Here is a 24,145-nt window from a genome sequence, read left to right as displayed (position 1 = left end):
AGAAAAGATGAGCGTGAATTCGGTCCATCACATTGATTCAGGATTCCTCTGGTGTATCGAAAGGCAGCGGTGTGACTAAAGGGCGGCTTTTGCCGACACAAGGTATGGATCTCGATGACCCGGCGGCCCGGGTACTCGGCGACCTTGGCGTGCTATTGCTTGATTCAGGTGTTTCGGTCACCGATGTGCGACACTCCTTACTCGAAGTGGCGGCCGCTGCCGGGTTCAAAAGACTCGCTTTTACCGTGTTGCCCGAAATCGTCATTGTCAGCGATCCCGAAACCGGTGGTGCAAAGCTCGCCAATACCCACTCTGGTGAGCTTTCTTTTTTGCAGGCGGCACACGCGAATCGCTTAGTTCAGCGGCTCAGCTCGGGTGAGTTGAGCATCAACGAGATTCCACGGCAAGTGGCCGAAATTCGTCGAATCCCTCGTCGTCATGCGGTCTTCACCTGGATGCTGGGAAGCGCGCTCACCTCCGCCGGGCTGGCTATTCTCTTCCGCTGTGCTTGGTGGGCGATTGCAGTGGCCGCCGTGGTTGGCGGGCTCGTCGGGTTGATCGCGGTGCTGGCGCATCGACGCAGCGGAGCGGCCGCTATCTTGCCCTTTGTCACGGCGCTGGGCTCCACCTTGCTGGTTGGCGCGCTGGCGGCAGTCTTCGGTCTGGGCTCGGTGCCGCTGTTTGCGGTCTCCGCCCCGGTGGCCATTCTGGTGCCTGGTGCGCTGATTACCAATGCATTATTGGAGCTCACCGCCGCCGATATCGTCACCGGCTCGGCAAGGCTGATCTACGGTTTGATCAGCCTTGGCTTTATGGCGGTCGGTATTTCCACCGGTGCCGCCCTCACCGGCTTGAAGATCGACCCCGGATCGGCCGCGTTGGTGGGACAGATAGCTCACATTAGCGCAGACAATAACGGCTGGGCGGCCTTACCGCCGCTCTGGCTGTCCTGGATTGGGGTGGCGATCTTGGCCATCGGAATAGGACTCTTCTTCGGGGCTGGCCGCTCTTTGATCGTGATCAGTGTTATCGCGATGACTTGTACTTACGCCCTGCTGGTACTGCTCACCCCGGTGTTGGGTAGCGTCGCTGCGGCTGGCATCGTGGCCGGATTCCTGTTCATCTTCGCTCGTATTCTGGAGCGCTTCACGCTGTCTATCCCGGCTACCGTATCCTTTCAACCGGCGTTCTTGTTGCTCGTGCCGGGCACCGTCGGCCTCGTCGCGGTCGCCACCTTCGACAGCGCTGCTCTTTCCGCTGCGCTGACGACTTTCGTCAGTATCTGTATCGGTATTAAAGTCGCGGCACTCATCGTTGAGGTGATCCACAAACCATGGAGTCGGCGGGGTCGCCAGCCGGGCGGACGAGTCGAAGAACCGTCACCGAACTAAACCCAACTGGAGATCGCTAGCCAAGAAGGAGAAATACTATGAGCAGGCCCTTCGCGTTAACCAATGCCAGCGTCGTCGTGGGAGATCGCGAGGGCAGCACGCTGTCAGAGACCACAGTTGTGGTGAATGGCGCGGGAATGATTGAGAATATCGGCCCGAGTAGCGAACTGGATGTGCCGTCGGGATATCGCCAGATCGACCTCAGCGGGCGTTTTGTGCTGCCCGGCCTGATCAACGCCCATGCTCATTTGTTTTCGAACGGCAAACCGCTCCCGCCGCTGCTGACCAGCGAATCGGCAGAGAACTTGGTGGCCGGCTTCATGCGTAGTTTTATCGGCAAGAGGGTGGTGAAAAAGCGAGCTCGGACCAATATTCTGACCCAGTTGAACTCCGGCGTGACCACGCTGCGTAGCCTGGGCGATGTGGGTTATGAGGCGGTGGAGGTCAGGAATGAGATCGAGCGCGGCGATTACCTCGGCCCCCGAGTGTTCGCCTCAGGTCCGTTGCTGGCGATCAGCGGAGGCCATGGCGCGCCGCAGATCGCCCTGATCAGCGATTCTCCGTGGGAAGCTCGGCGGAACGTGCGGATTAACCTCAGGGCCGGAACCACCGCGATTAAGATTTCAGCCACCGGTGGGGTCACCGATGCGCGGGCGATTGGCGAAGCTGGCAGGCCGCAAATGACTGAAGAGGAAATGACGGCGATCTGCGAGGAAGCCCATAACGCTGGGATTGTGGTGGCGGCGCATGCGCAGAGCCCGGAGGGGCTGAAAGCCGCGCTACGGGCTGGGGTAGACACCATTGAGCACGGCAGCAGTATGGATCAGGAGATTATTGAACTTTTCAAGCACAACCCGCGCTCTCTACACGGCTCCTCTGCCCTAATCCCGACCTTGCAAGCTTGTTTGCCGCTGGTGAAACTCGAGCAGCAGGTGACCGGCATTGACGATATTGTGCGGGCGAACGCTGAAATGATTTATGAGGAGATGTTGCAGGGAATTCAGACCGCACGCGATAACGACATCACCATCGGGATGGGTACTGACTCGGCCCTGACCTACGTCACGCACTACAACACCTGGCGGGAAATGGACTATGTAGTGCGTTATGGCGGACTGAGCACAGCAGCAGAACTGCACGCTGCCACCGAGGCAAATGCGCGGATTCTTGGCATCGATCAGGAAACTGGTTCGGTGCGGATTGGCAAAGCTGCGGATCTATTGGTGGTTGGCAGCAATCCCTTGACGGGCTTCCGGGCCCTGGCGGATCCGCAGTTGGTGATTGTCCGGGGCGAGATTATTGAGCAGCCGAAGACCGAAAAATACCCCGAGCTGGACGAAAAACTTGACTCTTTCTAGGCTCTGCCCGGTGTTCGGTCAGTTCTCAGTCAATTAACTGAATGGATCGACGGAAGTTCTGCAGGGCGCGATGTAGTTGTTGCTGATTGGGGGCTTCCGGCTGACATTCGGAACTCGCCCAAGCGCTAATAATGCTGCGCAGACCGCCAATTACCCCTGTGGTCAAACCCTCCGCTGGGACGTAGCCCGGACGATAGTGTCCCCAAGCTTGGCGCAGATACTCCTCGGACCGCAGAAACATCTTTCGGCGCGCTAACTCGACGGCGGGAGTGGTTGCCGCTCCGTGCCCGAACAGCACGATGGCGTGACGCCTATCATCACCGAAGGCGTGTGCCAGAGCAGAAATTAGACGATCCCGCCCCGCGTCCTCAGCTTCGGGTGCTTGGCGTAGCTCTTCTTGCATGCGGCGAATCAAGGTGGTGTTGCAGCGCTGCATAAGAGCTAGATAGCACTGTTCCCGGTCCGCAAAGATACCGTAAAAGCTTTTCGTGCTCACGCCAGCGCTCTGGCACAACTGCTCGATCGAGGTGGAGGAATAGCCGAGCGAGGAAAATAATTCTAGTGCGGCATCCAACAGCGCATCTTTGCGTTGCTGTTTACGTTGTTCCGCGTCTAATCCGAGGACGATTCTGGCCATGAACCGAACCTACAACAAAGCGGACATTCCGGGAAATTGCAATGGTGAGGTGGCTTGGCAAGCATCGAATGAGCCGTCCGATTCCCGCCAGCGGGGCGGCTGCCCGACGGCGATGATGAAAAGGTGAATAGTCAAGCGAGTGCGCCCGTCGGGCAATGGAAAGTGGGTCTGCAGTTCCTACTGCTCTCGGTGGCCTGGGGCTCCAGCTTTCTTTTCATGAAGGTGTCCCTAACCGGCCTCTCACCGGTGCAATTGGTGGTGGGGCGGTTATTTTTCGGGGCTTTGGCGCTGTCGCTGGTGATGGTTTTTACGAAGCGAAAGTGGATCCGGGAGCTGCGGATCTGGGCACACTTGGTGGTGGTCGCGCTCTTGCTTTGCGTCTTGCCGTTCCTGCTCTATGCCTGGGCGGAGCAATACCTTTCATCAGGTTTGGCGAGCATCTACAACGCCGTCACGCCGATCATGACTTTGCTGGTGGCCGCGGCGGCGTTGCCCGGGGAACGGCTTAATCGCTGGCAAACGCTGGGAATTCTGACCAGCGCGCTCGGGGTCATTGTGCTCTCCGCGCCCTGGCGCTACCTGGGCGATCAAGGGAATCCAATGAGCTTGCCAGCGCAACTGGCCTGCCTTGGCTCAGCAGTCTGCTATGGCGTGGCCTATGTCTACCTCAGACGTTTTATTGCTCATCGCGGCTACGACAGCACCGTCCTTGCCGCCGGTCAGGTCAGTGTTGCGGCGGTGATCATGCTCCTGGTACTGCCCTTTGCCGGTGCTCAGTCAATCCAGCTCAGTCCCCAGATCGGCCTCAGTATTCTTCTGTTGGGCGCAGTTGGCACCGGGTTTGCTTATATCTGGAATACCAATATTTTGCTTGCTTGGGGTGCACCGATTGCCTCAATGGTCACCTATCTTTCGCCGGTGATAGGAGTGGCCCTAGGAATGATTATTTTGGCTGAGCCGCTGCATTGGAATGAACCTCTGGGCGGACTAGTGGTGATCATAGGCATCATCGCCACTAAGCTGACAGCCGGAATAAGCTCCCCACCGCCGAGTGGCAAGGTTGTAGCAGATCAGCGCAGTAACAGCCGAAGCTAATTGAAGGACGTTCTGTCCGAACCCGGCGCTGTTCCGGATGACTTTGCTGGCAGGCTGCCCGGCCCGCACTGGTATCGTCTCCCTCAAGAAAGGGGCGGTCATGGCGCTAAAAATTGCGGCTCTGCAAACTGCAGGTACGCCGGGTGATGTGGCGGCTAACCTCGCCGAACTATCAGTAGCGGCTCAGAGGGCCTCCCAGTCGGGTGCCGAGCTGCTGATCACTCCGGAGTTGTTCCTGACCGGTTACAACATCGGTGACTTGACCTATCAGCTAGCTGGTCAAGATCTGCTCACCGAGGCGCGGCAAATAGCGGCCGGCGAAGGTATTGCCATCGTGCTCGGGGTGCCCGAACAAGCTGGTCAGCAAATCTACAACACCGCGGTATTCATTGATGACAACGGGGCAATTCTCGGCCGGCACCGAAAAACCCATCTCTTCGGTGGACTTGACCGGAAGTACTTCACTCCGGGCGAGACACTCGTCTCAGTTGTCGAATTTCGCGGCGTAAAGATTGCCATGCTGATTTGCTATGACGTGGAATTCCCAGAATCTACCCGTGCCGCTGCCGCTGCCGGCGCTCAGCTGATCGCGGTACCTACCGCCCAGATGACGCCCTACGAATTCGTTGCCGAAGAAGTTATTAGGGCTCGAGCCTGGGAAAACCAGGTGTATCTGGCGTATGTGAACCATGCGGGCAGCGAGGCAGAGCTGAATTACGTTGGCCGGAGCCGGATCGTTGACCCCTTCGCTCAAGTCCTTGACTCTGTCGCGACCGAAACTGCTCTTCTGTTCGCTGAGGTCGATCCCTCAGTGGTGACTCGAGCGCAACGAGAAAACCCTTACCTCCTTGACCGGCGACTGGATCTCTACTAATCAGCCTTGTTCAGCAACGAAGGGCAATATGGTGACTGACAGCAATATCGCTCAGCAGGTCCCGCGGACCGCCAACCTTTCCGGGCGTTTGGGAGTCGGCAGCATTGTCTTCATGGTGATTGCTGCCGCCGCACCGCTGACGGTGATCGGCGGAAATGTGCCACTTGCGATTGGCGAAGGAAACGGCGCTGGCGCGCCAATGGGGTTCATTATTGCTGCCGTGGTGCTGCTGGTTTTCTCCGTCGGCTTTGTCACCATGGCGCCACACGTGAAGGAGGCCGGTGCCTTTTATGCCTATATCAGTGCCGGCCTGGGCAATCGGCTCGGCAAAGGTGCGGCTTTCACCGCCCTGGTTTCTTATACCGCCATCCAACTTGGTGTCTACGGCTATCTGGGCTGGGCAGTGAACGACGCGGTTCGACGGATTGGCGGACCGGAGTTGCCATGGTGGGGATATGCGCTGCTCGCGCTGCTGGTGGTCGCCTTCCTCGGCTACCGTCATATCGAACTGAGCGCCAAGGTGCTCGGGGTGGCACTGATCCTTGAAATCGCTGTGGTGGTGGTGATGGATGCGGCGATCTTCCTACACGGTGGGGCGGCCGGAATTAGCGCCGAATCATTCACCCCGGAAGCTGTATTTTCCGGGCCGCTGGGAGTTGCGGTGCTCTTTGCGCTCACCGGATTCATCGGCTTCGAAGCGACGGCGGTGTTCCGTGACGAGGCGAGGAACCCAGCCCGCACCATTCCTCGTGCTACCTATTTGGCTGTGCTGATTATCGGTGTGTTCTATGCCCTTTCCTGCTGGGCGATAATAGAAGGGGTCAGTCCAAGCCAGGCCGTCGCAGTAGCTCAGCAGACCCTGAATGGGGAGGCAAATATGCTGCTGGATACTGCCGAAACCTATACCGGAGTGGTAGTCAGGGACGTGATGAACGTGCTGCTACTCTCCAGCTTGTTCGCCTGCGTGCTCTCTTTTCATAATGTGATTGCTCGATATCAATTTGTGCTCTCTCGGAAGGGACAGTTGCCCGGCGCGCTGGGTAAATCCCATCCCGTGCACCACTCTCCGGCTATCTCCTCAATCGTGCAGAGCGGTACCGCGCTGCTGATTCTGGCGATCTTCGCAGTGCTCGGCCTTGACCCGCTAGTGGGTGTGTTTAGCGCGATGGCAGGGGTCTCTACGGTTGGTATGGTGCTGCTGATGTTGCTGACCTCGGTCGCGATTCTGGTCTTTTTCAACCGTAGATCCACGCCGCGACTGGCGGCTCGCTGGAAGACCACGGTGGCACCTGTTTTGGCGGTGCTAGGTCTGGCGGTCTCACTGTGGCTGGTGATTCAGAATTTCACCCTGGTCACCGCCGCCTCGGTTGGAGTGAGTGTCATCCTCGGAATTATTCCGGTGTTGGCGCTCGCGGTCGGCTGGATCATCGGGCATCGCGGCAAGCGGGAAGTCCCTGAGAATTCTGCTTAACGCCGTGTCTCTGGGCGGTTAGCTAGCCACGCAGTTCGCTCAGTGCGCAGGCGCAAATCTGGTCGAGCTAACAGGCTGGCAGGTCCTTCGCCCACGAGTTGTGCCAGACGGGCCTGGTCGGCGTCGGAGAGGCTATCGCTCACGGTGGGCTGAATTCGCTTGAAATAGCTTTGCGCGTAGCGGCCGCCTAGTGGCTCAGCTGCCAGCGCAAGATCTACCCGGCGCACTCTCTTTTCAACGCCGAGGTAACCGCTGCTGGCGAGCTGCTGAGACCAATCAGGGTAATTATTGTGTCCAGCAGTGCGGGCTCGTAAAACCTGCTGCAAACGTTCCTCAAAACCATTATCACTATCATGGTCAAGAAAACGCGGTGCCGAGGCCATTTCGCTGATTGCCAGTAGGCCGCCCGGCCTCAGTAGTTGAAAAGCTTTGGCTAGTACGGCCTCCGGGTGCTCAACTTCGTGAAGGAACGCTGCTGCCCAGACTAGGTCGAACCGACCTAGTTCCGGCCAATGATCATTGAGATCGAGCTGCAGCGTCGAGACCCGGTCGCCGAGTTGCTTAGCCTCGGCTCGTTGCTGCAGCCCGCTCAGCAACTCTGCGGAAAAGTCGATGGCGAGAAGCTCGGCGGCCGGGAAGCGTTCGGCCAGAGCGATGGTGCCGTTCCCGGTGCCCGCGCCGAGATCGAGAATTTTCCTCGGCGGCAACTGACCATTGCGATCCTGCAACCAGTCGAGAGTCGCGGTCAGTTCCCGATGCAAGACGGCTGAGTCCAGGTCAAGTAAATCGGCGATGCTTCCGTGCTGGTGAGTGTGAGCTGAGTGTGCCATAACCTCAAGCCTAGAAGCGTATTGCTCAAATCGCATATCATATTGCTTATGGAGCAAGATGTGGATATTGATTCCTTGGTGAGGCGGCGAATTCGAGTGCTCCGGTTGGCCCGAGGCTGGTCGCTTGATGCCCTGGCGGAACGGACTTTCTTGAGTCCTTCAAATCTAAGCAGGATCGAAACCGGTTCGCGCAGGATCGCGCTGGATCAGTTGCTGCCGATTGCCAAAGCGCTAGAGGTGACTGTCGATCAGTTGATTGAATCCTCTGACGGAAATGACGTGGTGATTCGTCCGCGGCGGGTCGAGCAGCTGGGCACCACCATTTGGTCATTGGCGCGAGAGCGAAACCCCTTCCAGATGTCAATTGCCAAAATGCGGATCAGCACACCGGTTACCAAAGCAACGGAGCTTGGCGTGCACCCGGGGCGAGACTGGTTCATTGTGCTTTCGGGCACCGCCGAGCTCAGGCTGGGGGAGCGCACCATGCTGGTGGAGGCTGGGAATGCTGCCGAGTTTTCTACCATGACACCCCACGCCATTGGCGCCCATGAAGGGCCAGTGGAGATTCTAACTATTTTGAGTAGCGACGGTGAGAGGGCGCATCTGCACGGCTCGTTGACCGATTCTGAAGTAGATTCCTAATTGAGATATATACCCTCTTGGGGTATTTTTAGGAGGGTCAGTCGGCGGGACAGGAATGAGGCGGGTGTTTCAAGGACGATGCAGCTCGAAGGCTCCAACCGGCCCGCTCCGTCTCGCCGCGGCTGCTTGCTGCTGTTCCTGATCCTGACACTAAGTCTGGGCTTGCTGGCGATGCATTCCGTGTCGATGGGACCTAGCCCAATAGCAATTTCTTCCGGCGTGGCTTTGCATCAGCCGGATAGTGGAGTGATCAAAAGTGGTTCTGCCGGAATGGCGCATCACGCCGCCTCGAGCCCGGCCGAGACCAGCCAAGCGGTCTGCTGTCCTGATCCCGATGCCGGAGACCACTCAATGGCGGCCTCCTGCGCGCCGCTGCCAACCCCGGGCTGGCAGCTCACTGAACCGCAACCTTGCGAACTGGGACTAACCCTCGGCATTGAACGGCTCGATGAGATTTCACTTCCCGCGCAGGGGCGTCCGGCTCACCCGCCGTCGTTATTGCAGCTTTCCATTAGTCGTAGATAAACCGGCGCCGTTCAGCACATTCTGGCCGCACTCGGTTGCTAAAACCCGGGCTACTAAAACCCGGGTTACTCGATCCTGGGTTACCGAGGCTTCTGCCGCCAGTACGCCTGTCATTGGGCAGGTGGGGAATGACGTCCAGACGACTTTTGAGAAGGAAGAACGATGAAACGAAAAATTACCCAGATATCTGCTGGCCTGCTGCTAACAGCATTTCTTGCTGGTTGTTCGACAGCTACCGGTGGCGGCTCCATGCCCGGCATGGATCACGGCGCCTCAACGCCAGCGACTAGCTCGGCTTCGATGAGCACGGGCACCGGCACTGCCCAGGCCGGGCAGCACAATGCCGCCGACACCATGTTTGCGCAGATGATGATCGTGCATCATCAGCAGGCGGTGGAAATGAGTAACACGATGCTTGCCAAGAAGGGGACCAGCCAGCGAATAAGAGATTTGGCCGCCGCGATTAAACTCGCCCAGGGGCCGGAGATCGAGAAGATGAAGTCAATGCTGGCAAGCTGGGGCGAAGCCGAAACGATGGCGGCCGAAATGCCAATGCCCGGGATGATGTCCGCGGCTGAGCTCAAGAAGCTTGCCGCGACGAATGGAACTGCCGCAGACAGACTGTTTCTGACCCAGATGATCGCGCACCATCAGGGTGCGCTGGAATCGGCGAAGGCCGAACAGCAGAACGGTCAGAACGCCGAGGCGGTGCAGCTTGCGCAGGGCATCATGAAGAATCAACAGCCAGAAATAGATCAGATGAACAAGCTGCTCGGCGAGCTTTGACCTACAAACAGGCTCGATGAGTGTTTGCGGAGCGGTGCTGTTTGCTGCCCGCTCCGCAAACCAGCCTATTGAGAGCCGCGAATGATTCGTCGTTGAGTCGCTACCGCTATTGCCGCCGTTCGATTGTCTACGCCGAGCTTGTCGTAAATATGTACCAAATGGGTTTTCACTGTTGCCTCGGAGATAAATACTCGCTGCGCAATTGCTCTGTTCGATAGACCGGTCGAGAGCAACTCAAGCAGCTGAACCTCTCGATTCGTTAGGCTGATGCTCGGATTGCTAATTCGTTCGATCAGGAGTGCGCTGACTCGCGGAGTAAGCGCACTCTGCCCGGCGGCAGCTGCCAGCACCGCCGACAAGATCTGCTCGGGTGGCGCGTCTTTGAGTAGGTAGCCGCTTGCCCCGGCTTCTACCGCAGCTAGAATATCGGCGTCGGTGTCGTAGGTGGTCAGGATCAATACGGCCGGAGGTTGCGCGAGTCGGCGAATCTTCGCTGTCGTGGCTACCCCGTCCAGGCCGTCGCCCATCTGCAGGTCCATCAGAACCAGCTGCACTTTTTCGCCCAACGCGGCCAGCCGGTGTAATTCCTGAAGTGCGGCATCACCATCGGCGGCTTCGGCGAGCACGCTGACGCCGTCGAAACCGCTCAGCATGGCGCGTAATCCGGCGCGAACCACTGGGTGGTCGTCGACCAACAGAACGCCGATATCAGTCATTCCCACCCTATCGAGCCTCTTCGATATGCTTTTTCAGGCCTAGCCGGATCGCTACCACGGTGCCTCCACCGGATGCAGATTCCAGGGCGAAAGCACCGCCTAGCGCTATTACACGTTCCCGAACCGAGTGAATGCCGAAACCAGTGCCGTTGGCCCGGCCGACAGCTGCGGGCGCAGCGGCGTCGAAGCCGATGCCGTCATCATAGACATCCATGGTGACTTCATTGTCCTGAAACGCCAAGGTAAGCACCGCCCGCCGAGCCTGTGCATGCTCGATCACATTGCCAAGGCTGGCTTGGGCAGCGCGCAACAGCGTCACTTGATAGGCCTGCGGCAGTTCTAGCGGCGTTCCATCGGTTTCGAGAATACAGTTCAACTGCTGGCCTCGGGCAGCGGCGCTGGTTTCGATTTGTCGAGTCAGCCGGTGCAGGGCCTCCAGCAGAGAGCTATTGAGCAATTGCGGTGAAGATAACTCGCGAACAAAATTCCGGGCTTCAGCTAGATTCTCCGCTGCGGTTTGGCCGATCAACCTGAGTCGGTCAAGGGCGGTGTCACTATCATCGGTCGCCAACGACTGCTCGACCGCGCGGGCCACCAGAACAATACTCGAAAAGCCCTGGGCCAGGGTGTCATGGATTTCTCTGGCAAGCCGCTCTCGCTCTGCCAGCGCTCCAGCCTGGCGTTGGGAGGCTACGAGTTCAGCCCGGGTGCGCCGCAGTTCATCGGCCGCTCGGCGCTGGCTTTCTGCTTCGCGATAGAGCGCTCGGTACGCCACTCCGGTGACCACCGAGAATGCAGCGCCGAAGAGTGGCCCTAAAACCATGGCGAGCTGCGGCATCGGCAGCCCACTGGCGCCCCACTGGGCGGCGATGACGCCAACAGTAATGAGCGAGATGCTGAGCAATGCGAGCGCTCGCGGCAGTAAATGCAGGTGCAGGAAGAACAGCGGGAAAGCGAGCCAACTGAAATCAGCATTCCCGATCAGCAATAGAGCCCACAGCGTGGTGATCACAGTCAGCCAAAGCCAGCTATAGCGCCTCGGATCAGATTGCGTCTCGGCGGCGGCAAAACGTTTCTCGCGCACCGTGCCAAACAGGTAAACGCAGGCCAAGAGCAGGGCGAGTCCGAGCAAGAGGTAGCGAAGGGGCTGTCCCTCTTTGTTCAGTAGTCGAAAGACAGCAATGGCGAGCAGCGCTGCGAAGCCCACGTGCAGCGTCACCCGCAATACACGCAAAATGGTGAGCGTCGGCGTCGCTGCAGCTGGCTCAGCGGCTGATTTTTTCGTCCCGATGCTGCCGGGAAGCTTGGTGGCGGGCACTTGCTCAGTTTAACCGGTGCTTAGCTGGGCCGGATCAACCGAATGGTTGATAGAGAGATCGACCAAGTCCACGATGTCGGCGTGCCGATAGCGCGGGAGAGTGGAAAAAGGGCCGATCGGCCGCTGCTTCTGAGCGAAAGAAGGACATCGTGTTTCTCGCCATCCGGGATATTCGTTTTGCCAAGGGTCGTTTTGTCCTGATGGGCGGGGTAGTTGCTCTGATCACGCTGCTGCTCGTGATGCTCTCTGGCCTGACCGCCGGACTCGCTGATCAGTCGACGTCCGCATTGAGTAAGCTCGGCACTGCCGAGGGTGACGGGCAGACATCTCGAGCGGTGGATTCGATTGTTTTCGGTGCTCCTGCTGGTGCCGAAGCGAAAGCGTCCTTCACCGAGAGCGAAGTGAGTTCGGCCCAGCTAGCGCACTGGCGAAGTGCGCCAGGGGTGTCCTCGGTCGAAGCATTGGGGATTAGTCAGGCTCGTCTTCAGACGGCACAAACCGGCAACGGGGCTGGCACCGGCAACGTAGCGCTTTTCGGAGTATCGCCGACGGGCGGGCTGGCGCCGGTGGGTTTCGGTTCGGACACCGTGGTGATCGGGCAAGGTTTGGCAAAGCAGCTTGCGCTCGCGGTGGGGGACAAGGTCCTGATCGCCGGGAAAGAACTGTCAGTTGCCGCGATAGTACCCGATCAGTGGTACTCGCATACCAGTGTGGTCTGGCTACCGTTGGCTAGCTGGCGAGAAATCGCGCACCTCGATGCTGGCAAGGTCGGCACCGTGGCAGCGGTTAGCTACCGGCCGGACACCAGCGTTGACGAGACCGCGATGAACTCACAGGCCGGTACGGTGAGTACTTCGCGCACGGGCTCTTTTCAGGCGCTGAGCTCGTATCGAAGCGAGAACGGTTCGCTCCTGCTGATGCAGGCCTTTCTCTACGGTATCTCTGCGTTGGTGATCATTGCTTTTCTGACTGTGTGGACCATTCAGCGGACCCGCGATATTGCGGTACTTAAGGCGATCGGCGCTTCTAGCGGATATTTGCTCCGCGATGCTATCGCGCAGGCAGCAGTAGTTTTGCTGGTGGGGGCTGGGATTGGCACTGGAGTTGGCGCCTTGGGCGGCTTACTTGCAGCTCAGGCCGCGCCCTTCTCACTGAACGCTGGCAGCACACTGCTGCCAATGCTGGGGGTTATCTTGCTCGGATTGCTCGGTGCCGGTTTCGCAGTAGGGCAGGTCACCAGGATTGATCCCTTAATTGCGCTTGGCGGCAACTAAATCGGCATGAGTCAGCAGGTAAGTTTCATCGCGTCCTGTCGAGGTCTCACTCGAAGTCCCAGTGAAAGGAAAATAGATGTCAGTAAACCTGGCTCTTGAACTCATCGATATCACCTTGGCATACCCGGATGGCGACGGGCAGGTGATCGCTTTGGACGCTGTTAACCTAGCTGTTCAAAAAGGTCAGATGTGCGCCCTGATTGGACCTTCAGGCTCTGGGAAGTCTAGCCTTTTGGCGGTCGCAGCCACACTGATAAAGCCTAGTCGCGGAACCGTAGTGATTGACGGCGTCAGTGCCGCCGCGCTTGCCGAGCGGGAGCTCAGTGGGCTACGTCGGGAGAAGGTCGGGATTATTTTTCAACAGCCCAACCTGATCACTTCCCTCACTGCCGTGGAGCAGTTGGTGATTGCTGATCGCTTGCGCGGCAAATCCGCGAAAGCCTCTGCTAGCAAGGCGGTTAAACTGCTCGAACTCGTCGGGCTTGGTGACAGCATGCGCAAGTTTCCACACCAACTTTCCGGCGGCCAACGGCAGCGGGTAAATATTGCTCGTGCGCTGATGGGGAGCCCGCGGCTGCTCTTGGTCGATGAGCCGACAGCTGCCCTGGATCACCAGCGCAGCGAGTCAATTGTGAGGTTGTTGGTTCGGCTGACCAAGGAATTCGAGGTAGCCACCGTAATGGTCACTCATGACACCGAGTTCGTGCCGCTGAGCGATACAGTAGCCAGCATGCGCGACGGTAAATTAGAACCCAACCACCCTCGACGCTCGACGGGTGTGCAGCGACTGGTTTAGTGCTGTCCGAGATAGCTGATCGAGAAAACTAGGTGAGATGTTTAGTCATTTTGATAACGCTGGGTGTTTGATCCTCTCCGGCACGCCGGCGGCCGGAAAGTCCACGGTGGCGCGTTTGCTTTGCGAGCGGATGACCCGCTCGGCGCATGTCAAAGGCGACGACGTGAGTCCGATGATTGTCTCCGGCGGCGTCGCGGTGAACGCGGAACCCAGGGCGGAGGCTGAACGTCAGCTATTACTCCGGGCGCATAATATTTGCGCGCTGGCCAATAACTTTTCGGAATTTGGCTTCTATCCCGTGCTCGATCATGTGTTGCCAAATCGTGGCGTGCTGAATTTGATGCTCAGCCTACTCCGCCCCCGGCCGGTGCTACTGGTGACTTTGGCGCCGTCAATAGAGGTTGCCACTCAGCGTAACGCCGATCGCCAAGCGCAGGAGCGAGTTCACTATGGTTTTGCCGAGCTACGCGCAGAAATGAAAGCGGAATTTGCCGACTGCGGCTGGTACTTCGACACCTCGGAACTCAGCGCGGAGGAAACCGCGGATGCGATCCAGCGCGAAGCCTCCACTCGTGCCCTGGTAGCACCTCGAGTGTCGAGATATGGGGCTTAAAACCTCAGAATAAGCCCCCATATCTCGACACTCGGCGGCGGAGGGATGGGTTGTTTGGGGTGGGGGCGAGGAGGAGTGTCTGGCTTACCCGTGGCGGCTCAGGGATTTTCTTGGCGACGCACTATCTCATTGATCCAGATCGGCGCGAAGGGCGAAGTGCAGTTTGGCGGCGTTGGATAGTCTTTCAGCACCTCCAGTCGCTCACCGATATCGATAGCCCGCTGACGGTACTCGGGATAGCCAATGCCAATTTGCGCCAGGCAGTTATTCATCGCCCATTGCAGGCGGTCCGAGGCGTCCTTCATCTCGGTCTCGATGGTATCCAGGAGGCCAGACAGGTCGAGGCCTTCGGGGTTCTTCACCACTCGCTCGGCGGTCAATGCCCAGCCTGCGCTGGCCACCACTGGATCTGAATCATTGAACCAGCTCAGTCTCAGGTCCTCGACGTGCTGGTTCTTCTTCACCACATAGTTCACCAGCCAGTCATGCACTTTGGGCGCGCGGGCCTGGCGCAACATGGTGTCGAGTTCCTCGGCACTAAAAGACTTTGGTCGGCAAATCAGTAGCGCCAAGAGTCTGGCACCGGTGTTGTCGGTTTGCCAGAGTTCCTGGGCTAACTCCTGCTGGGTCTTAAGTCGCTTGGCTATGGCCCGCAGCTTGCCAAGGTTAATGCCATGGTCGTCGCCGTGCTTTTCGTTCACCGCGCGAGCCCTTGGGTCTTCGAGCGCAGCCAGCTCAGCCAATAGCTCCGATACCGTTGTCTCAATAAGAGGTGTCTGTACCACTTCCGGCCCCCGTCCATTCCGTTAGGTCTAGTTTACGAGGCTTTCGGTGGCGACTCCCATGCCGGACCGCGTTATTCCAGTATGCTCGGAGTCGAGTTCTCATTTCAGCTCGCCGCTTTCAAGGCGTCTGAGGAAAACCTGAGGAAAACCGGAGAAAAATCCGAGGAAAATAGGATGAAAGTACTTGGCGTGATCAGCCTTCTGCTGGGACTGGGTCTCTTAGTTCTTGGCTTCGGTCTACTCAGCGGAAATATCGAGTTAGCTAATGCGCCGGGCTCGATGCCGCGCTACCTGCCAACGGAAATGCAGGGCCTGTTCCGCTGGCTGCTTGGCGTATTCTGTTGGTCAGCCGCCCTGTTTTTCACAATAGCGTGGCTTGCGATCCGTGAGTTACCCGGTCTGTCGTGGCTGTCGTTGATCCTCTTAGTGCTGTTCTTCCCCTTGTATATTTTCGGCGGCGCGCTGATGCCAGATTTCAGTTTGTCGCTCATGATGCTGCTAATTTTGGCTGTTTTATTGCCAATTCTGCTGAGTGCCATCGCCTCGTTGATTGCCGGTGCGGTGCGAAGAAGCCGATTGCGGAAGCGGGCCTTCGGACATTCTGTTCACTAGTGGGAGGGCGCATGGGATTAGCGTCATCGGACTACCTGATGTGCGCTTTAATGAAGCCGGCTGAGGTTGCCTCGCTCAGCGCGGCAAGATCACCGGAGTGCCGTCGTCGGGGTCTGGGATGACCCGGGCGTTGAGGCCAAAGGTGCTGAGTAAGCGCTCTGCGTTCAGCACTTCGGCGGGGGTGCCCTGGGCCTCGATGCGTCCGGCCTTCATCATCACGATCCGGGTTGCGTAACGAGCGGCCAGATTGAGCTCGTGTAGCACCGCCACTACCGTCCGGCCCTGTCGCTGTAGTTCGCGGATCAGGTCGAGCAGTTCGATTTGATAGGCCATATCGAGAAAGGTGGTTGGCTCGTCGAGCAGAATTAGCGGAGTTTGCTGAGCCAGGGCCATCGCAATCCAGACACGCTGTCGTTGGCCGCCCGAAAGTTCATCGACATAGCGGTGACGCAGCTGCGTGGTCCCGGTGTCGGCAAGTGCCTGCTCGACCGCTGCCTGATCTTGTTTCGACCACTGGGAGAATACCGATTGATGCGGGTAGCGGCCACGGGCGACCAGATCGCCGACCGTGATACCTTCCGGAGATGTCGCGGTCTGCGGCAGGAAACCCAGGGTTTTCGCCACCTCGCGACGCGGCAGCGAATGGATGCTTTGGCCGTCCAGCAGCACACTGCCCCGACCCGGCCGGAGTACCCGAGCGAGTGTTTTGAGCAGCGTTGATTTACCGCAGGCATTTGGACCCACAATAACTGTTAGCTCGCCCTCCAGAATGCGTAGATCGAGGTCTTCAATGATCGGGGTGTCATCGTAGCCGACGGACAGGCCTTGCGCGGCAAGGCGGGTGGCGGTGATGGTATGCGTCACTTTCGCTCAACCTCTCGTAGTGGGAGCCAGACCAGGTATAAACCACCCAGGCAGATGGTGACCGCGCCCACGGGGAGGGTCACTCCGCTGAGCGCGTGTTGAGCCAGCAGATCGGAGACCAGCAGGAGTAAGGCGCCGACCGCCGCCGAACCAAGCAAGCCGAGTGCACTGTGCTGCCGCCAGAGTCGGCGAGCGATATGCGGTGCGACTAAGGCGACAAAGGCAATCGGTCCGGCGGCTGCGGTAACTACAGCGGTCAGCGCGACGCCGATCACAATGATCACCACCTTCGCTTTCTCCACCGGAACGCCAGCCATCGCGGCCACCTCGTCACCCATTTGAAGCTGCCGTAACCATCGTGAAATCAGCGGTAAGAACATGCTGATCAGCAAGATCACTAGGCTAGAGAGCAGTAGCTGCTCCCAGCTGACCAGCTGGAGTGTGCCAGCACCCCAGGAAGCAGCGCGCAATGCGGTATCGAGGTCAACATTGACCGAGAACCAGGTATTGAGCGAGGAGAGGAAGGCGCTCGCGGCAATGCCGACAATGATGAAGCGGAAGCCACGCACCCCGCGCCGGAAAGCCAGCACGTAGATCACCGCGGCGGTCAGTAAGCCGCCGGATAGTGCCCCGAGGGACATGGCAGCGAAGCTGCTGCCCCCCAACAACATCACGACAATGACGCCGGTGAAGGCGCCGGTATTGAAGCCGATAATGTCCGGACTGGCGAGCGGATTACGAACCAGGGATTGGAAGAGGGTGCCGCTGATCCCCAGGGCCGCGCCAAAGAGCACTGCCGCCACAATGCGCGGTGCCCGCCATTCGAGCACTACCTTCCGGATCATCGCGCTGGACTCCCCGGTGATCGCCGCCCAGACCTGGTCGAGCCCGAGCCCGGCCTTGCCGAGGGTCAGGCCGAGCATTGCGAAGCCGAGGATTAGCAGCGCGAAAACCGCGAGCAGGATCATTGACCGGCTCGACCAGAGCAGACTCAGGCCCCTGAATCGCAATACTTTTGGTGATCCCACCGCGCTCATAGTTCGCTCAGCCGGCGCCGACGGACGAGCAGGATCAGTACCGGCGCACCGATCAGAGCTGTGACGATGCCGACCTGAAGTTCGCCCTGTTGCATCACCCGGCCAAGCAGATCGGCGAGTAGTAGCAGGGCTGGGGCGGCCAGGGCGGTGAGGGCCAGGATCCAGCGCTGATCGGGCCCAGTGAACCAGCGCACCAGATGAGGCACCATCAGACCGATGAAGCTAATTGGTCCGGCCGCTGCGGTTCCTGCACCGCAAAGCAGGGTGATGGCGACGATGCAGCCAAGCCGGGTTCGGAGGATGCTTGTACCGAAGGAAGTGGCAAGCTCTTCCCCCAGCGCCATCGCATTAAGTGGTCTGGCCAGCAGGGCGCTGAGAACCAGCCCACCGACGATGAAGGGCAACACGGCGAGAATGGTGCCCGCGGGCCGGTCCGCAATGGTCCCGGCACCCCAATAACGCATTCGGTCGAAGGTGTTCGGGTCAATCAGTGCCAGGGTGTTGGAGATTCCGCTCAGTACTGCGGCGACGGCAATGCCGACTAAGGTCAACCGGACGGGTGTTGGCCCGCCCCGACCTCGGGCTGCTACCCGGTACACCGCCAGGGTAGTCAACACGGCCCCGAGCAGTGCGAACCAAAGGTAGGTGGAGATCTGGGTGATACCGAAGACAGCGACCCCCAGGGTGACGGTGAAAGCCGCCCCGGCGTTGACGCCGAGGATGCCTGGATCGGCTAAGGGGTTACGGGTTAGCGCTTGAATAAGTGCTCCGGCCACGCCCATTGCGCTGCCCACCAGCAGGCCGAGTAGCGTCCGGGGGACTCGGAAGTCCCAGACGATTGTGCTCTCCATCGAATCATCAGGAGCCAGCAGCACTTGCCAGACCCGGTCAAAGGGCACCCAGCCCGAACCGATCAGCAAGCTGCTGAGGCCGATCAATGCCAGCAGCGAAAGAGCGATGACCAAGCCGTACCAGCGACGTTGCCGCTCTGGAGCTGAGCCCAAGCCTGGTTCCTCCGGGACATTCACCGAACTCTGCAATGAGTTCGCGAGGCCACTCATGCCAACACAGTCCCTACTAACTGAGGATGTTGGGCCGATCGGGCTACTCGCAGCAGTTCGATAAAAGTAGTTTTGTGCACAGTTCAAACTTAGCTTAGGCTAAGCTAAGTAATCAATTTTCTGCCTCAGGGAGTCTCTGTGCCTGCCTCTGTCCTTGCGCCTCGCCATGCATCGCGCCGAATGCTGCTAGGCTTTCTCGCCGCACTGTTAGCATTCGTCACTTTGCTGACCGGTTGTTCCTCCGCTTCCCAGGGCGGTACTGCCGCTAGCGAGGGATCGCAGCGTGTCGTCAAGACCGAAAAGGGTGATGTCTCAATACCCGTCAAACCCGAGCGGGTGGTGTTGCTGAACTTTGCTTTGGCTGGTTATCTTTACGATCTTGGCGCCCCGGTCAAGGCAATGACCCCGGAATTCACCGATGCCAAGGACCCGCAATTCGCCGAATTCTGGAAAGCAGACGCCGAGAAGGCTGGAACCAGCTTCCTGCCCTGGGGGTCCAGCGGTTTCGATTTGGAAGCTATCCTGGCCGCCAAACCAGATTTGATCATTGCTGGCGGTATGGGATTCCCCTATGCGCAGGCGAGCGATGTTTACCAGCAGCTAACTGATATTGCGCCGACTGTGATGGTCAATAAGAAATACACCACCTGGCAAGAACAGCTGAAGTTCCTGGCCACCGATGTCTTCGGCCAGCCAGACCTCTACCAGCATCACCTGGATGCCTACCAAAAGCGCAAGCAGGAGGTGAAAGCAGCCATCACGCTACCACCCGGGCCGGTCAGCTACCTTTCGATCACCGCCGATGCAAAGCCCTATGTGCTGATGGAAGACCAGGGACTGCCGATCGAATTGCAGGAACTGGGATTCAAGCCCGCACCGCTCTATCAGCAGTACAAATTCGAGCCCTACACCAAGGGCGGCGATATGTTCAAGCTTTCCCCGGAGCAGATTACTAAGTACCTGACCATGCCGACCGTCTTCGTGATGGGCTTCAACCGAGACACCTTTAAGCTGGACGAGCTGAAGGCTAAATCGCCGTATTCCAAGTTGCCGGCCGTTACCGCGAACCGGATGTACCAACTGCCTTACTGGGTGGTGCGCGGTGACTATGACGAGTCGATGGCATTGCTTGACCAGCTCCAAAAGTATTTCAGCTGAGCCATGGCACATCACGAACTTCGCACCTACCCTTTGGTGCTGCGTAACCTCTCGGTACTGCGCAGCACCAAAGTTTCTGAGACCATGCTGCGGGTCACCCTCGGCGGCGAGGAGCTGGCCGTCCGGGAACGAGATGGCCTGCGGCTCGCGGCCTTTGACTCGGCTGGTTTCGATGATCACGTCAAACTGATCTTTGGCTCTACCGTAGTTGAGGGTAGTCAGCCCGAACTCGGGGTGTTGCCGGTTCAGCAGTCCGGAGGGATCGACTGGCCGGTCTCCGAGCATCGGCAGACCAGGGACTACACGCCGCGCCGCTTCGACCCAGAACTCGGTGAGCTGGACCTGGACTTCGTACTGCACGGCGACGGGCCGGCCGCGCAATGGGCGCTTGGCACTAAGCCCGGCAGCGATGTCTGGTTGGTTGGCCCGAAGTCCACGACACTGCTGCCGGATGACTTGGACTGGATCTGGCTGGTGGGCGACGAGACTGCGCTGCCCGCGATCGCCAGGTTCCTGGCTGAGCGGCCCAGTCAGGCTGCGGTTCGAGCGATTATCGTGGTGCCCACCGAATCCTCTGAGCAAGAGCTGAATCTTGGCCCGCAGGACGAAGTGCTCTGGTTACACGGTTCGGCGACGGATCGAGAGCTGATCGAGACCGCGGTGCGCGCTCAGCCAGCGCCAGCCGGAACCGGGTATTTCTGGGCCGCCGGGGAAAGCCGCACTCTGCTTGGACTGCGTCGTTTCGCGCGGAAAATTCTAGAGTTGCCGCCCTCCCATATCAATATCACCGGCTACTGGCATCAAGAGGAGGAAGTCCAGCCCTCGGCTTCGGGGCAGTCCGTCGCCGCAGCGCCTGCTGAGCAGGGCGAGGCTCCCAGTGTACCGCTGGTGGCCGGAGCCACCAGCGGTCACGGGGAACCCGCATCGCCGCTTGGCTGGTTTGTGCTGCGCGCTGCTTTGCAGCTCGGCATGCTGGACGCGCTCGCCGACGCACCAGCCGGGCTGAGCCGGACAAAACTCGCCGAGACGCTCGGCGTGCCGCTGCCCCGCTTAGCCGTGCTGTTCGATCAGTTGGAGCAGGATGGTGTGCTGCTGAGCTCAGCGGTGGACGGTTCAGCGCCCGGCGTGGAGTCCATCCTCAATCTGGGCCGCTATGCCGAAGAGCTGGTGGAAGATGAGCATGAACGCGAGAAATATGAAGGTTTCTACGCGCAGACAGTGCTTGCCATGCAGGAACTAGGTCCGGCACTCAGGGAGGGAATCTCGGCTTGGTCAGCCCACCACGGCCAGACCTTGCGGCAGCAGGCTTTGCAGAGCGAGGAGATTGCCGCCGAGTTGGTGGAGGAGGCGGAACGGATCAGATTCGTTTCCGCCAGTTTGCTACCACTCGGTCTGTGGCACGGCTTGAAGCGGGTGACGTTGACCGGTCCAGGTAGTGCCGCCCTGGCTGCGGACTTGCAGTTGGCTGAGCCGTCGATCAGCTGGTCGGTCACTGAGGAGCCGATCTTCCTGGAAGCCTTCCGTGCTGATCTGAGCCAGAGTCCTCGCCACAGCACGGTCGATCAGGGTGCGCAGCCGGGCGGTCCGATTGGCTTCAGTGCTCGTTGGCAGCCTGCCGAATTGATCGTCAGTGTGCTGGAGCTGTCACTGTTTAGCGATGCCGAGCTTCTCACCCGCCTACAGCACTACGCCGAACACACCAGACGCCTATTAGTGATCGAGGGGCTGCGGCCAGATGGCTTAAGTCCCAACGGCCGACAGCAGCTGGTGTTCCGGGAGGTGCGCACCGCCTCCGGCGGGCGCGGCCCTGCCGAATTCGGTGCGCTTGCCGCCCAGGCCGGGTGGACGATCAGCAGGAGCGAAGCACTGGGGTGGGATATTGAGGTCTTTGAACTGTTGCGTGCTTAGGGCCGATGGGGAGCCGAATCGCTGAGGTTCCGGCGCTCCAGGAAGGACTGCGCGAAGAAATCGGTCAGCTCACCTCGGGCGTTCAGCGGCAGCACCGCGGCCACGTACTGATCGGGTCGCACCACCACGATGGCACCATCGTGGGAGATGCCTCGTTCGGCGAAAATATTGCTTGTCGTCCAGGCGCTGGGAGCCGCGGCATAGATCTTCTCCCAGTCGGTTAGTCCGAGTGGCCCGGTTTTAGGTAGGAAGATGTCGGGCACCAGCGGGATTTCGACCTCTTCGTAGGCTTGTTGGTAGATCACCTTGAGATCGAAGATGGCGTCAATATCAGCCTCTGCTGGGGTGAATCGGTGGATCGGTGACTCTGCCGAACCCAGCCATTCGGCAAGCTCAGCCAGCTTTGAGCTTTGTCCAGCGGTCGGGGCGTCGGCGAAGGCGTAAATACGCCAGCGGCCGTCGGCCTTAGCATGGTGGCCCAGATGAACCGCATTGCCGTCGCAGACGCGGACCACCTCGGCTGATTTGAATCGCTTGCCCAGTGGGAATCCCTCGGCCAAAGACTGGTGGGTCGCACTGCCGATGATGCTTGAAGGTCCGTACTGAGTCATAAAGCCGGAGGGGAATTCGGCGGTCGCCAGGTAGTAGTTGGCCAGTTCTTGCGGGTCGGAGATCTCTTCCGGTTTGCGCGCCATCAGGGAAGACCATTCGCGGTCAAAGTCAATGAGTTGCTGCGCCACCGGTTGCCGCTCAGCCGAGTAGCTGGCTAGCAGGTTCTCGGGGCTGCGCCCGGTCAATACCTGGCCGAGCTTCCAGCCCAGGTTAAAACCGTCCTGCATTGAGACATTCATGCCCTGACCGGCTTTGGCGCTGTGCGTATGGCAGGCATCGCCGGTGAGAAACACCCGCGGCGACTGGGTCGAGCCTTCGGGCACGTTGTCGAACTTATCGGTGACCCGGTGACCAACCTCGTAGACGCTATGCCAGGCGACCTCTTTAACGTCAAGGGTGTAGGGGTGCAGGATGTCGTTGGCCTTGCGGATGATTTCTTCAATCGGAGTCTGCCGGACGCGATGATTATCGTCATCGGCAACCTCACCGAGGTCGATATACATCCGGCAGAGATAGCCGCCCTCGCGCGGAATGTGAAGGATGTTTCCGGCCTCGGAATTGATCGCGCATTTGGTCCGCCAGTCCGGGAAATCGGTGTTCACGAGCACATCCATCACCCCCCAGGCATGCAACGAAACGGCGCCGAGATGCTTTCGTCCGATAGCTTCCCGCACCCCACTGCGGGCGCCGTCGCAGCCCGCGACGTACTTGGTGCGCACCGTGCGCTCCTGACCGAGGCGTTCGCCGGTGGTGTACCGAAACCGCACCTCAACCGGATATTCGCCCTCCGAGTGCACCGTGAGGCCAAGGAATTCGACGCCATAATCTGGTGCGATCCTGGCTGGGCCATCCGCAGCGGCCTCCGCGAAGTAGTCAAGCACACGGGCTTGGTTCACGATGAGGTGCGGGAATTCGCTGATTTTGAAGGCGTAGTCTTCGGTGCGCGCGGTGCGGATAATGTTTTCCGGCTGTTGCGGGTCCGGGGTCCAGAAGTTCATGTAACCGATATTGTAGGCCTCGGCCACGATCCGTTCGGCAAAGCCAAAGGCCTGGAAAGTTTCCACGCTACGCGGTTGGATGCCGTCCGCCTGACCTAGCGGCAGACGTCCTTCGCGACGCTCAATAATCCGCGTGTTGACTTCCGGGAATTGGGATAACTGAGCGGCTAGCAGCATGCCGGCCGGACCCGAGCCGACAATCAGCAAGTCCATCTGCTCAGGGAGCTCATCGGGGCGGTGCAGGCCCTCGGCGGCAGCGTTTTGCACCCGGGGATCACCCGAAACGTAGCCGTGATGGTGGAATTGCATGAGGCTGACCCTTCCGACGCCGATGTCGAGGCTCGGTTGAGAGCCTGCCAGAACATATTGTTCGATATTAGAACACGTCGTTCTACTGTTGAACAGATCGTAGTCGATTCGGCTGGCTGGCTCAAGGGTGCCAGCTCTTATGGGCCGACGGGGCGTTGGTGTTATGGTTCGCGGCAGTGCGCTAAGGGTGTTTAGCTTCCAATCCTTGGTTCCCAGTTTTCGGGAGCCTCTAGTGGCGTCTCCCGGCTTTCATCCGAGCTCTGTTTGGCGGTCCGGGTTCGACTGGGTTGTTGTCTGCGTCGTTTAGCGGCGTGGGCGGTCCGCAGGCTCTCTTTGAGGACCGCCAGTTCTTGCTGTTCGCGACTTTGATGGGTGCTCATGGGGTGCCTTCTCTTTATGCCGCAGCGTCTCAAAAATTCGAAATTTGCTGTCCTGATGCTTCGAAGCGTGCTGGAAGTCCGGTAAGATATATGGA

23 protein-coding genes are annotated in these 24,145 nt (G+C 59.2%); 14 read left to right on the top strand and 9 right to left on the bottom strand.

Annotated elements, in window-relative coordinates; translation table 11 throughout:
* Window positions 1-71 precede the first annotated feature (71 nt).
* A complete protein-coding gene (locus UM93_RS13210; RefSeq protein ID WP_199921754.1) occupies window positions 72-1,391 on the top strand; it encodes a threonine/serine exporter family protein in 1,320 nt (439 codons plus the stop codon).
* Window positions 1,392-1,429: 38 nt separating this feature from the next.
* Window positions 1,430-2,749, top strand: a complete 1,320-nt coding sequence (locus tag UM93_RS13205; protein WP_045076011.1) for a metal-dependent hydrolase family protein — start codon at window positions 1,430-1,432, stop codon at window positions 2,747-2,749.
* Between the two features lie 25 nt (window positions 2,750-2,774).
* Here the strand turns inward: UM93_RS13205 and UM93_RS17225 are convergent, their stop codons facing one another.
* Window positions 2,775-3,386, bottom strand: a complete 612-nt coding sequence (locus UM93_RS17225; protein ID WP_052663794.1) for a TetR/AcrR family transcriptional regulator — start codon at window positions 3,384-3,386, stop codon at window positions 2,775-2,777.
* 123 nt (window positions 3,387-3,509) lie between these two features.
* Here UM93_RS17225 and UM93_RS13195 point away from each other — a divergent pair, with 123 nt between their 5' ends.
* The 3 genes from UM93_RS13195 to UM93_RS13185 all read left to right on the top strand — a co-directional run bounded on the left by UM93_RS13195 (window position 3,510) and on the right by UM93_RS13185 (window position 6,826).
* The gene (locus UM93_RS13195; protein ID WP_234399315.1) at window positions 3,510-4,481 is read left to right on the top strand and encodes a DMT family transporter; all 972 of its coding nucleotides are present in this window, start codon (window positions 3,510-3,512) and stop codon (window positions 4,479-4,481) included.
* 100 nt (window positions 4,482-4,581) lie between these two features.
* Window positions 4,582-5,355: a carbon-nitrogen hydrolase family protein gene (locus tag UM93_RS13190; protein ID WP_045077436.1), complete on the top strand. Its 774-nt coding sequence runs from the start codon at window positions 4,582-4,584 to the stop codon at window positions 5,353-5,355.
* A gap of 28 nt (window positions 5,356-5,383) precedes the next feature.
* On the top strand, window positions 5,384-6,826 hold the full coding sequence (locus UM93_RS13185) for an APC family permease (protein WP_045076010.1): 1,443 nt from the start codon (window positions 5,384-5,386) through the stop codon (window positions 6,824-6,826).
* On the opposite strand, the gene UM93_RS13180 is transcribed toward UM93_RS13185, so the two are convergent.
* On the bottom strand, window positions 6,823-7,656 hold the full coding sequence (locus tag UM93_RS13180; RefSeq protein ID WP_045077435.1) for a class I SAM-dependent methyltransferase: 834 nt from the start codon (window positions 7,654-7,656) through the stop codon (window positions 6,823-6,825). The two genes, UM93_RS13185 and UM93_RS13180, sit on opposite strands and share 4 nt — an antisense overlap.
* A gap of 48 nt (window positions 7,657-7,704) precedes the next feature.
* Between UM93_RS13180 and UM93_RS13175 the strand changes: the two genes are divergently transcribed.
* From UM93_RS13175 to UM93_RS13165, 3 genes are all read left to right on the top strand, one after another.
* Window positions 7,705-8,298 carry an XRE family transcriptional regulator gene (locus UM93_RS13175; RefSeq protein WP_045076009.1) on the top strand — a complete coding sequence of 198 codons (594 nt, stop codon included), beginning with the start codon at window positions 7,705-7,707 and terminating at the stop codon, window positions 8,296-8,298.
* A 78-nt stretch (window positions 8,299-8,376) separates the two neighbouring features.
* A complete protein-coding gene (locus UM93_RS13170; protein ID WP_045076008.1) occupies window positions 8,377-8,823 on the top strand; it encodes a hypothetical protein in 447 nt (148 codons plus the stop codon).
* A 162-nt stretch (window positions 8,824-8,985) separates the two neighbouring features.
* Entirely contained in the window at window positions 8,986-9,609 is a 624-nt protein-coding gene (locus UM93_RS13165; RefSeq protein WP_045076007.1) for a DUF305 domain-containing protein, read from the top strand.
* A 65-nt stretch (window positions 9,610-9,674) separates the two neighbouring features.
* On the opposite strand, the gene UM93_RS13160 is transcribed toward UM93_RS13165, so the two are convergent.
* Complete coding sequence (locus UM93_RS13160; protein ID WP_045076006.1) at window positions 9,675-10,325, bottom strand: response regulator; 651 nt, start codon at window positions 10,323-10,325, stop codon at window positions 9,675-9,677.
* 7 nt (window positions 10,326-10,332) lie between these two features.
* Complete coding sequence (locus UM93_RS13155; RefSeq protein ID WP_422784940.1) at window positions 10,333-11,643, bottom strand: sensor histidine kinase; 1,311 nt, start codon at window positions 11,641-11,643, stop codon at window positions 10,333-10,335.
* Between the two features lie 149 nt (window positions 11,644-11,792).
* Between UM93_RS13155 and UM93_RS13150 the strand changes: the two genes are divergently transcribed.
* The 3 genes from UM93_RS13150 to UM93_RS13140 all read left to right on the top strand — a co-directional run bounded on the left by UM93_RS13150 (window position 11,793) and on the right by UM93_RS13140 (window position 14,326).
* The gene (locus UM93_RS13150; protein WP_045076005.1) at window positions 11,793-12,917 is read left to right on the top strand and encodes an ABC transporter permease; all 1,125 of its coding nucleotides are present in this window, start codon (window positions 11,793-11,795) and stop codon (window positions 12,915-12,917) included.
* A 76-nt stretch (window positions 12,918-12,993) separates the two neighbouring features.
* Window positions 12,994-13,713, top strand: coding sequence for an ABC transporter ATP-binding protein (locus UM93_RS13145; protein WP_045076004.1), 720 nt, complete (start codon window positions 12,994-12,996; stop codon window positions 13,711-13,713).
* Between the two features lie 37 nt (window positions 13,714-13,750).
* Window positions 13,751-14,326, top strand: a complete 576-nt coding sequence (locus UM93_RS13140) for a phosphotransferase-like protein (RefSeq protein ID WP_045076002.1) — start codon at window positions 13,751-13,753, stop codon at window positions 14,324-14,326.
* 98 nt (window positions 14,327-14,424) lie between these two features.
* On the opposite strand, the gene UM93_RS13135 is transcribed toward UM93_RS13140, so the two are convergent.
* Window positions 14,425-15,111: a DNA alkylation repair protein gene (locus UM93_RS13135; RefSeq protein ID WP_045076000.1), complete on the bottom strand. Its 687-nt coding sequence runs from the start codon at window positions 15,109-15,111 to the stop codon at window positions 14,425-14,427.
* A gap of 81 nt (window positions 15,112-15,192) precedes the next feature.
* On the opposite strand from UM93_RS13135, the gene UM93_RS13130 reads away from it, so the two are divergent.
* Window positions 15,193-15,723 carry a hypothetical protein gene (locus tag UM93_RS13130; protein WP_045075999.1) on the top strand — a complete coding sequence of 177 codons (531 nt, stop codon included), beginning with the start codon at window positions 15,193-15,195 and terminating at the stop codon, window positions 15,721-15,723.
* Window positions 15,724-15,798: 75 nt separating this feature from the next.
* Here the strand turns inward: UM93_RS13130 and UM93_RS13125 are convergent, their stop codons facing one another.
* Genes UM93_RS13125 through UM93_RS13115 form a run of 3 tightly spaced genes read right to left on the bottom strand, consistent with a single transcriptional unit; the run spans window position 15,799 to window position 18,685 of the window.
* Window positions 15,799-16,587 carry an ABC transporter ATP-binding protein gene (locus UM93_RS13125; RefSeq protein ID WP_045075998.1) on the bottom strand — a complete coding sequence of 263 codons (789 nt, stop codon included), beginning with the start codon at window positions 16,585-16,587 and terminating at the stop codon, window positions 15,799-15,801.
* The gene (locus UM93_RS13120; protein ID WP_234399314.1) at window positions 16,584-17,615 is read right to left on the bottom strand and encodes a FecCD family ABC transporter permease; all 1,032 of its coding nucleotides are present in this window, start codon (window positions 17,613-17,615) and stop codon (window positions 16,584-16,586) included. Before UM93_RS13120 ends, UM93_RS13125 begins: the two co-directional genes overlap by 4 nt.
* Before the next feature lie 5 nt (window positions 17,616-17,620).
* Complete coding sequence (locus tag UM93_RS13115; RefSeq protein ID WP_082057150.1) at window positions 17,621-18,685, bottom strand: iron chelate uptake ABC transporter family permease subunit; 1,065 nt, start codon at window positions 18,683-18,685, stop codon at window positions 17,621-17,623.
* A 138-nt stretch (window positions 18,686-18,823) separates the two neighbouring features.
* On the opposite strand from UM93_RS13115, the gene UM93_RS13110 reads away from it, so the two are divergent.
* Window positions 18,824-19,843, top strand: a complete 1,020-nt coding sequence (locus UM93_RS13110; RefSeq protein WP_199921752.1) for a Fe2+-enterobactin ABC transporter substrate-binding protein — start codon at window positions 18,824-18,826, stop codon at window positions 19,841-19,843.
* Window positions 19,844-19,846: 3 nt separating this feature from the next.
* Window positions 19,847-21,751, top strand: a complete 1,905-nt coding sequence (locus UM93_RS13105) for a siderophore-interacting protein (RefSeq protein WP_045075995.1) — start codon at window positions 19,847-19,849, stop codon at window positions 21,749-21,751.
* Here UM93_RS13105 and UM93_RS13100 read toward each other — a convergent pair.
* The gene (locus UM93_RS13100) at window positions 21,748-23,670 is read right to left on the bottom strand and encodes an FAD-binding monooxygenase (RefSeq protein WP_045075994.1); all 1,923 of its coding nucleotides are present in this window, start codon (window positions 23,668-23,670) and stop codon (window positions 21,748-21,750) included. The genes UM93_RS13105 and UM93_RS13100 overlap by 4 nt on opposite strands.
* Window positions 23,671-24,145: the final 475 nt, after the last annotated feature.

It is taken from the genome of Psychromicrobium lacuslunae, from assembly GCF_000950575.1.
In the GTDB taxonomy this organism is placed as follows: Bacteria; Actinomycetota; Actinomycetes; order Actinomycetales; family Micrococcaceae; genus Renibacterium; species Renibacterium lacuslunae.
The sequence above is the reverse complement of the archived record's forward strand: the minus strand, read 5'-3'. Positions and strand labels throughout refer to the sequence as shown.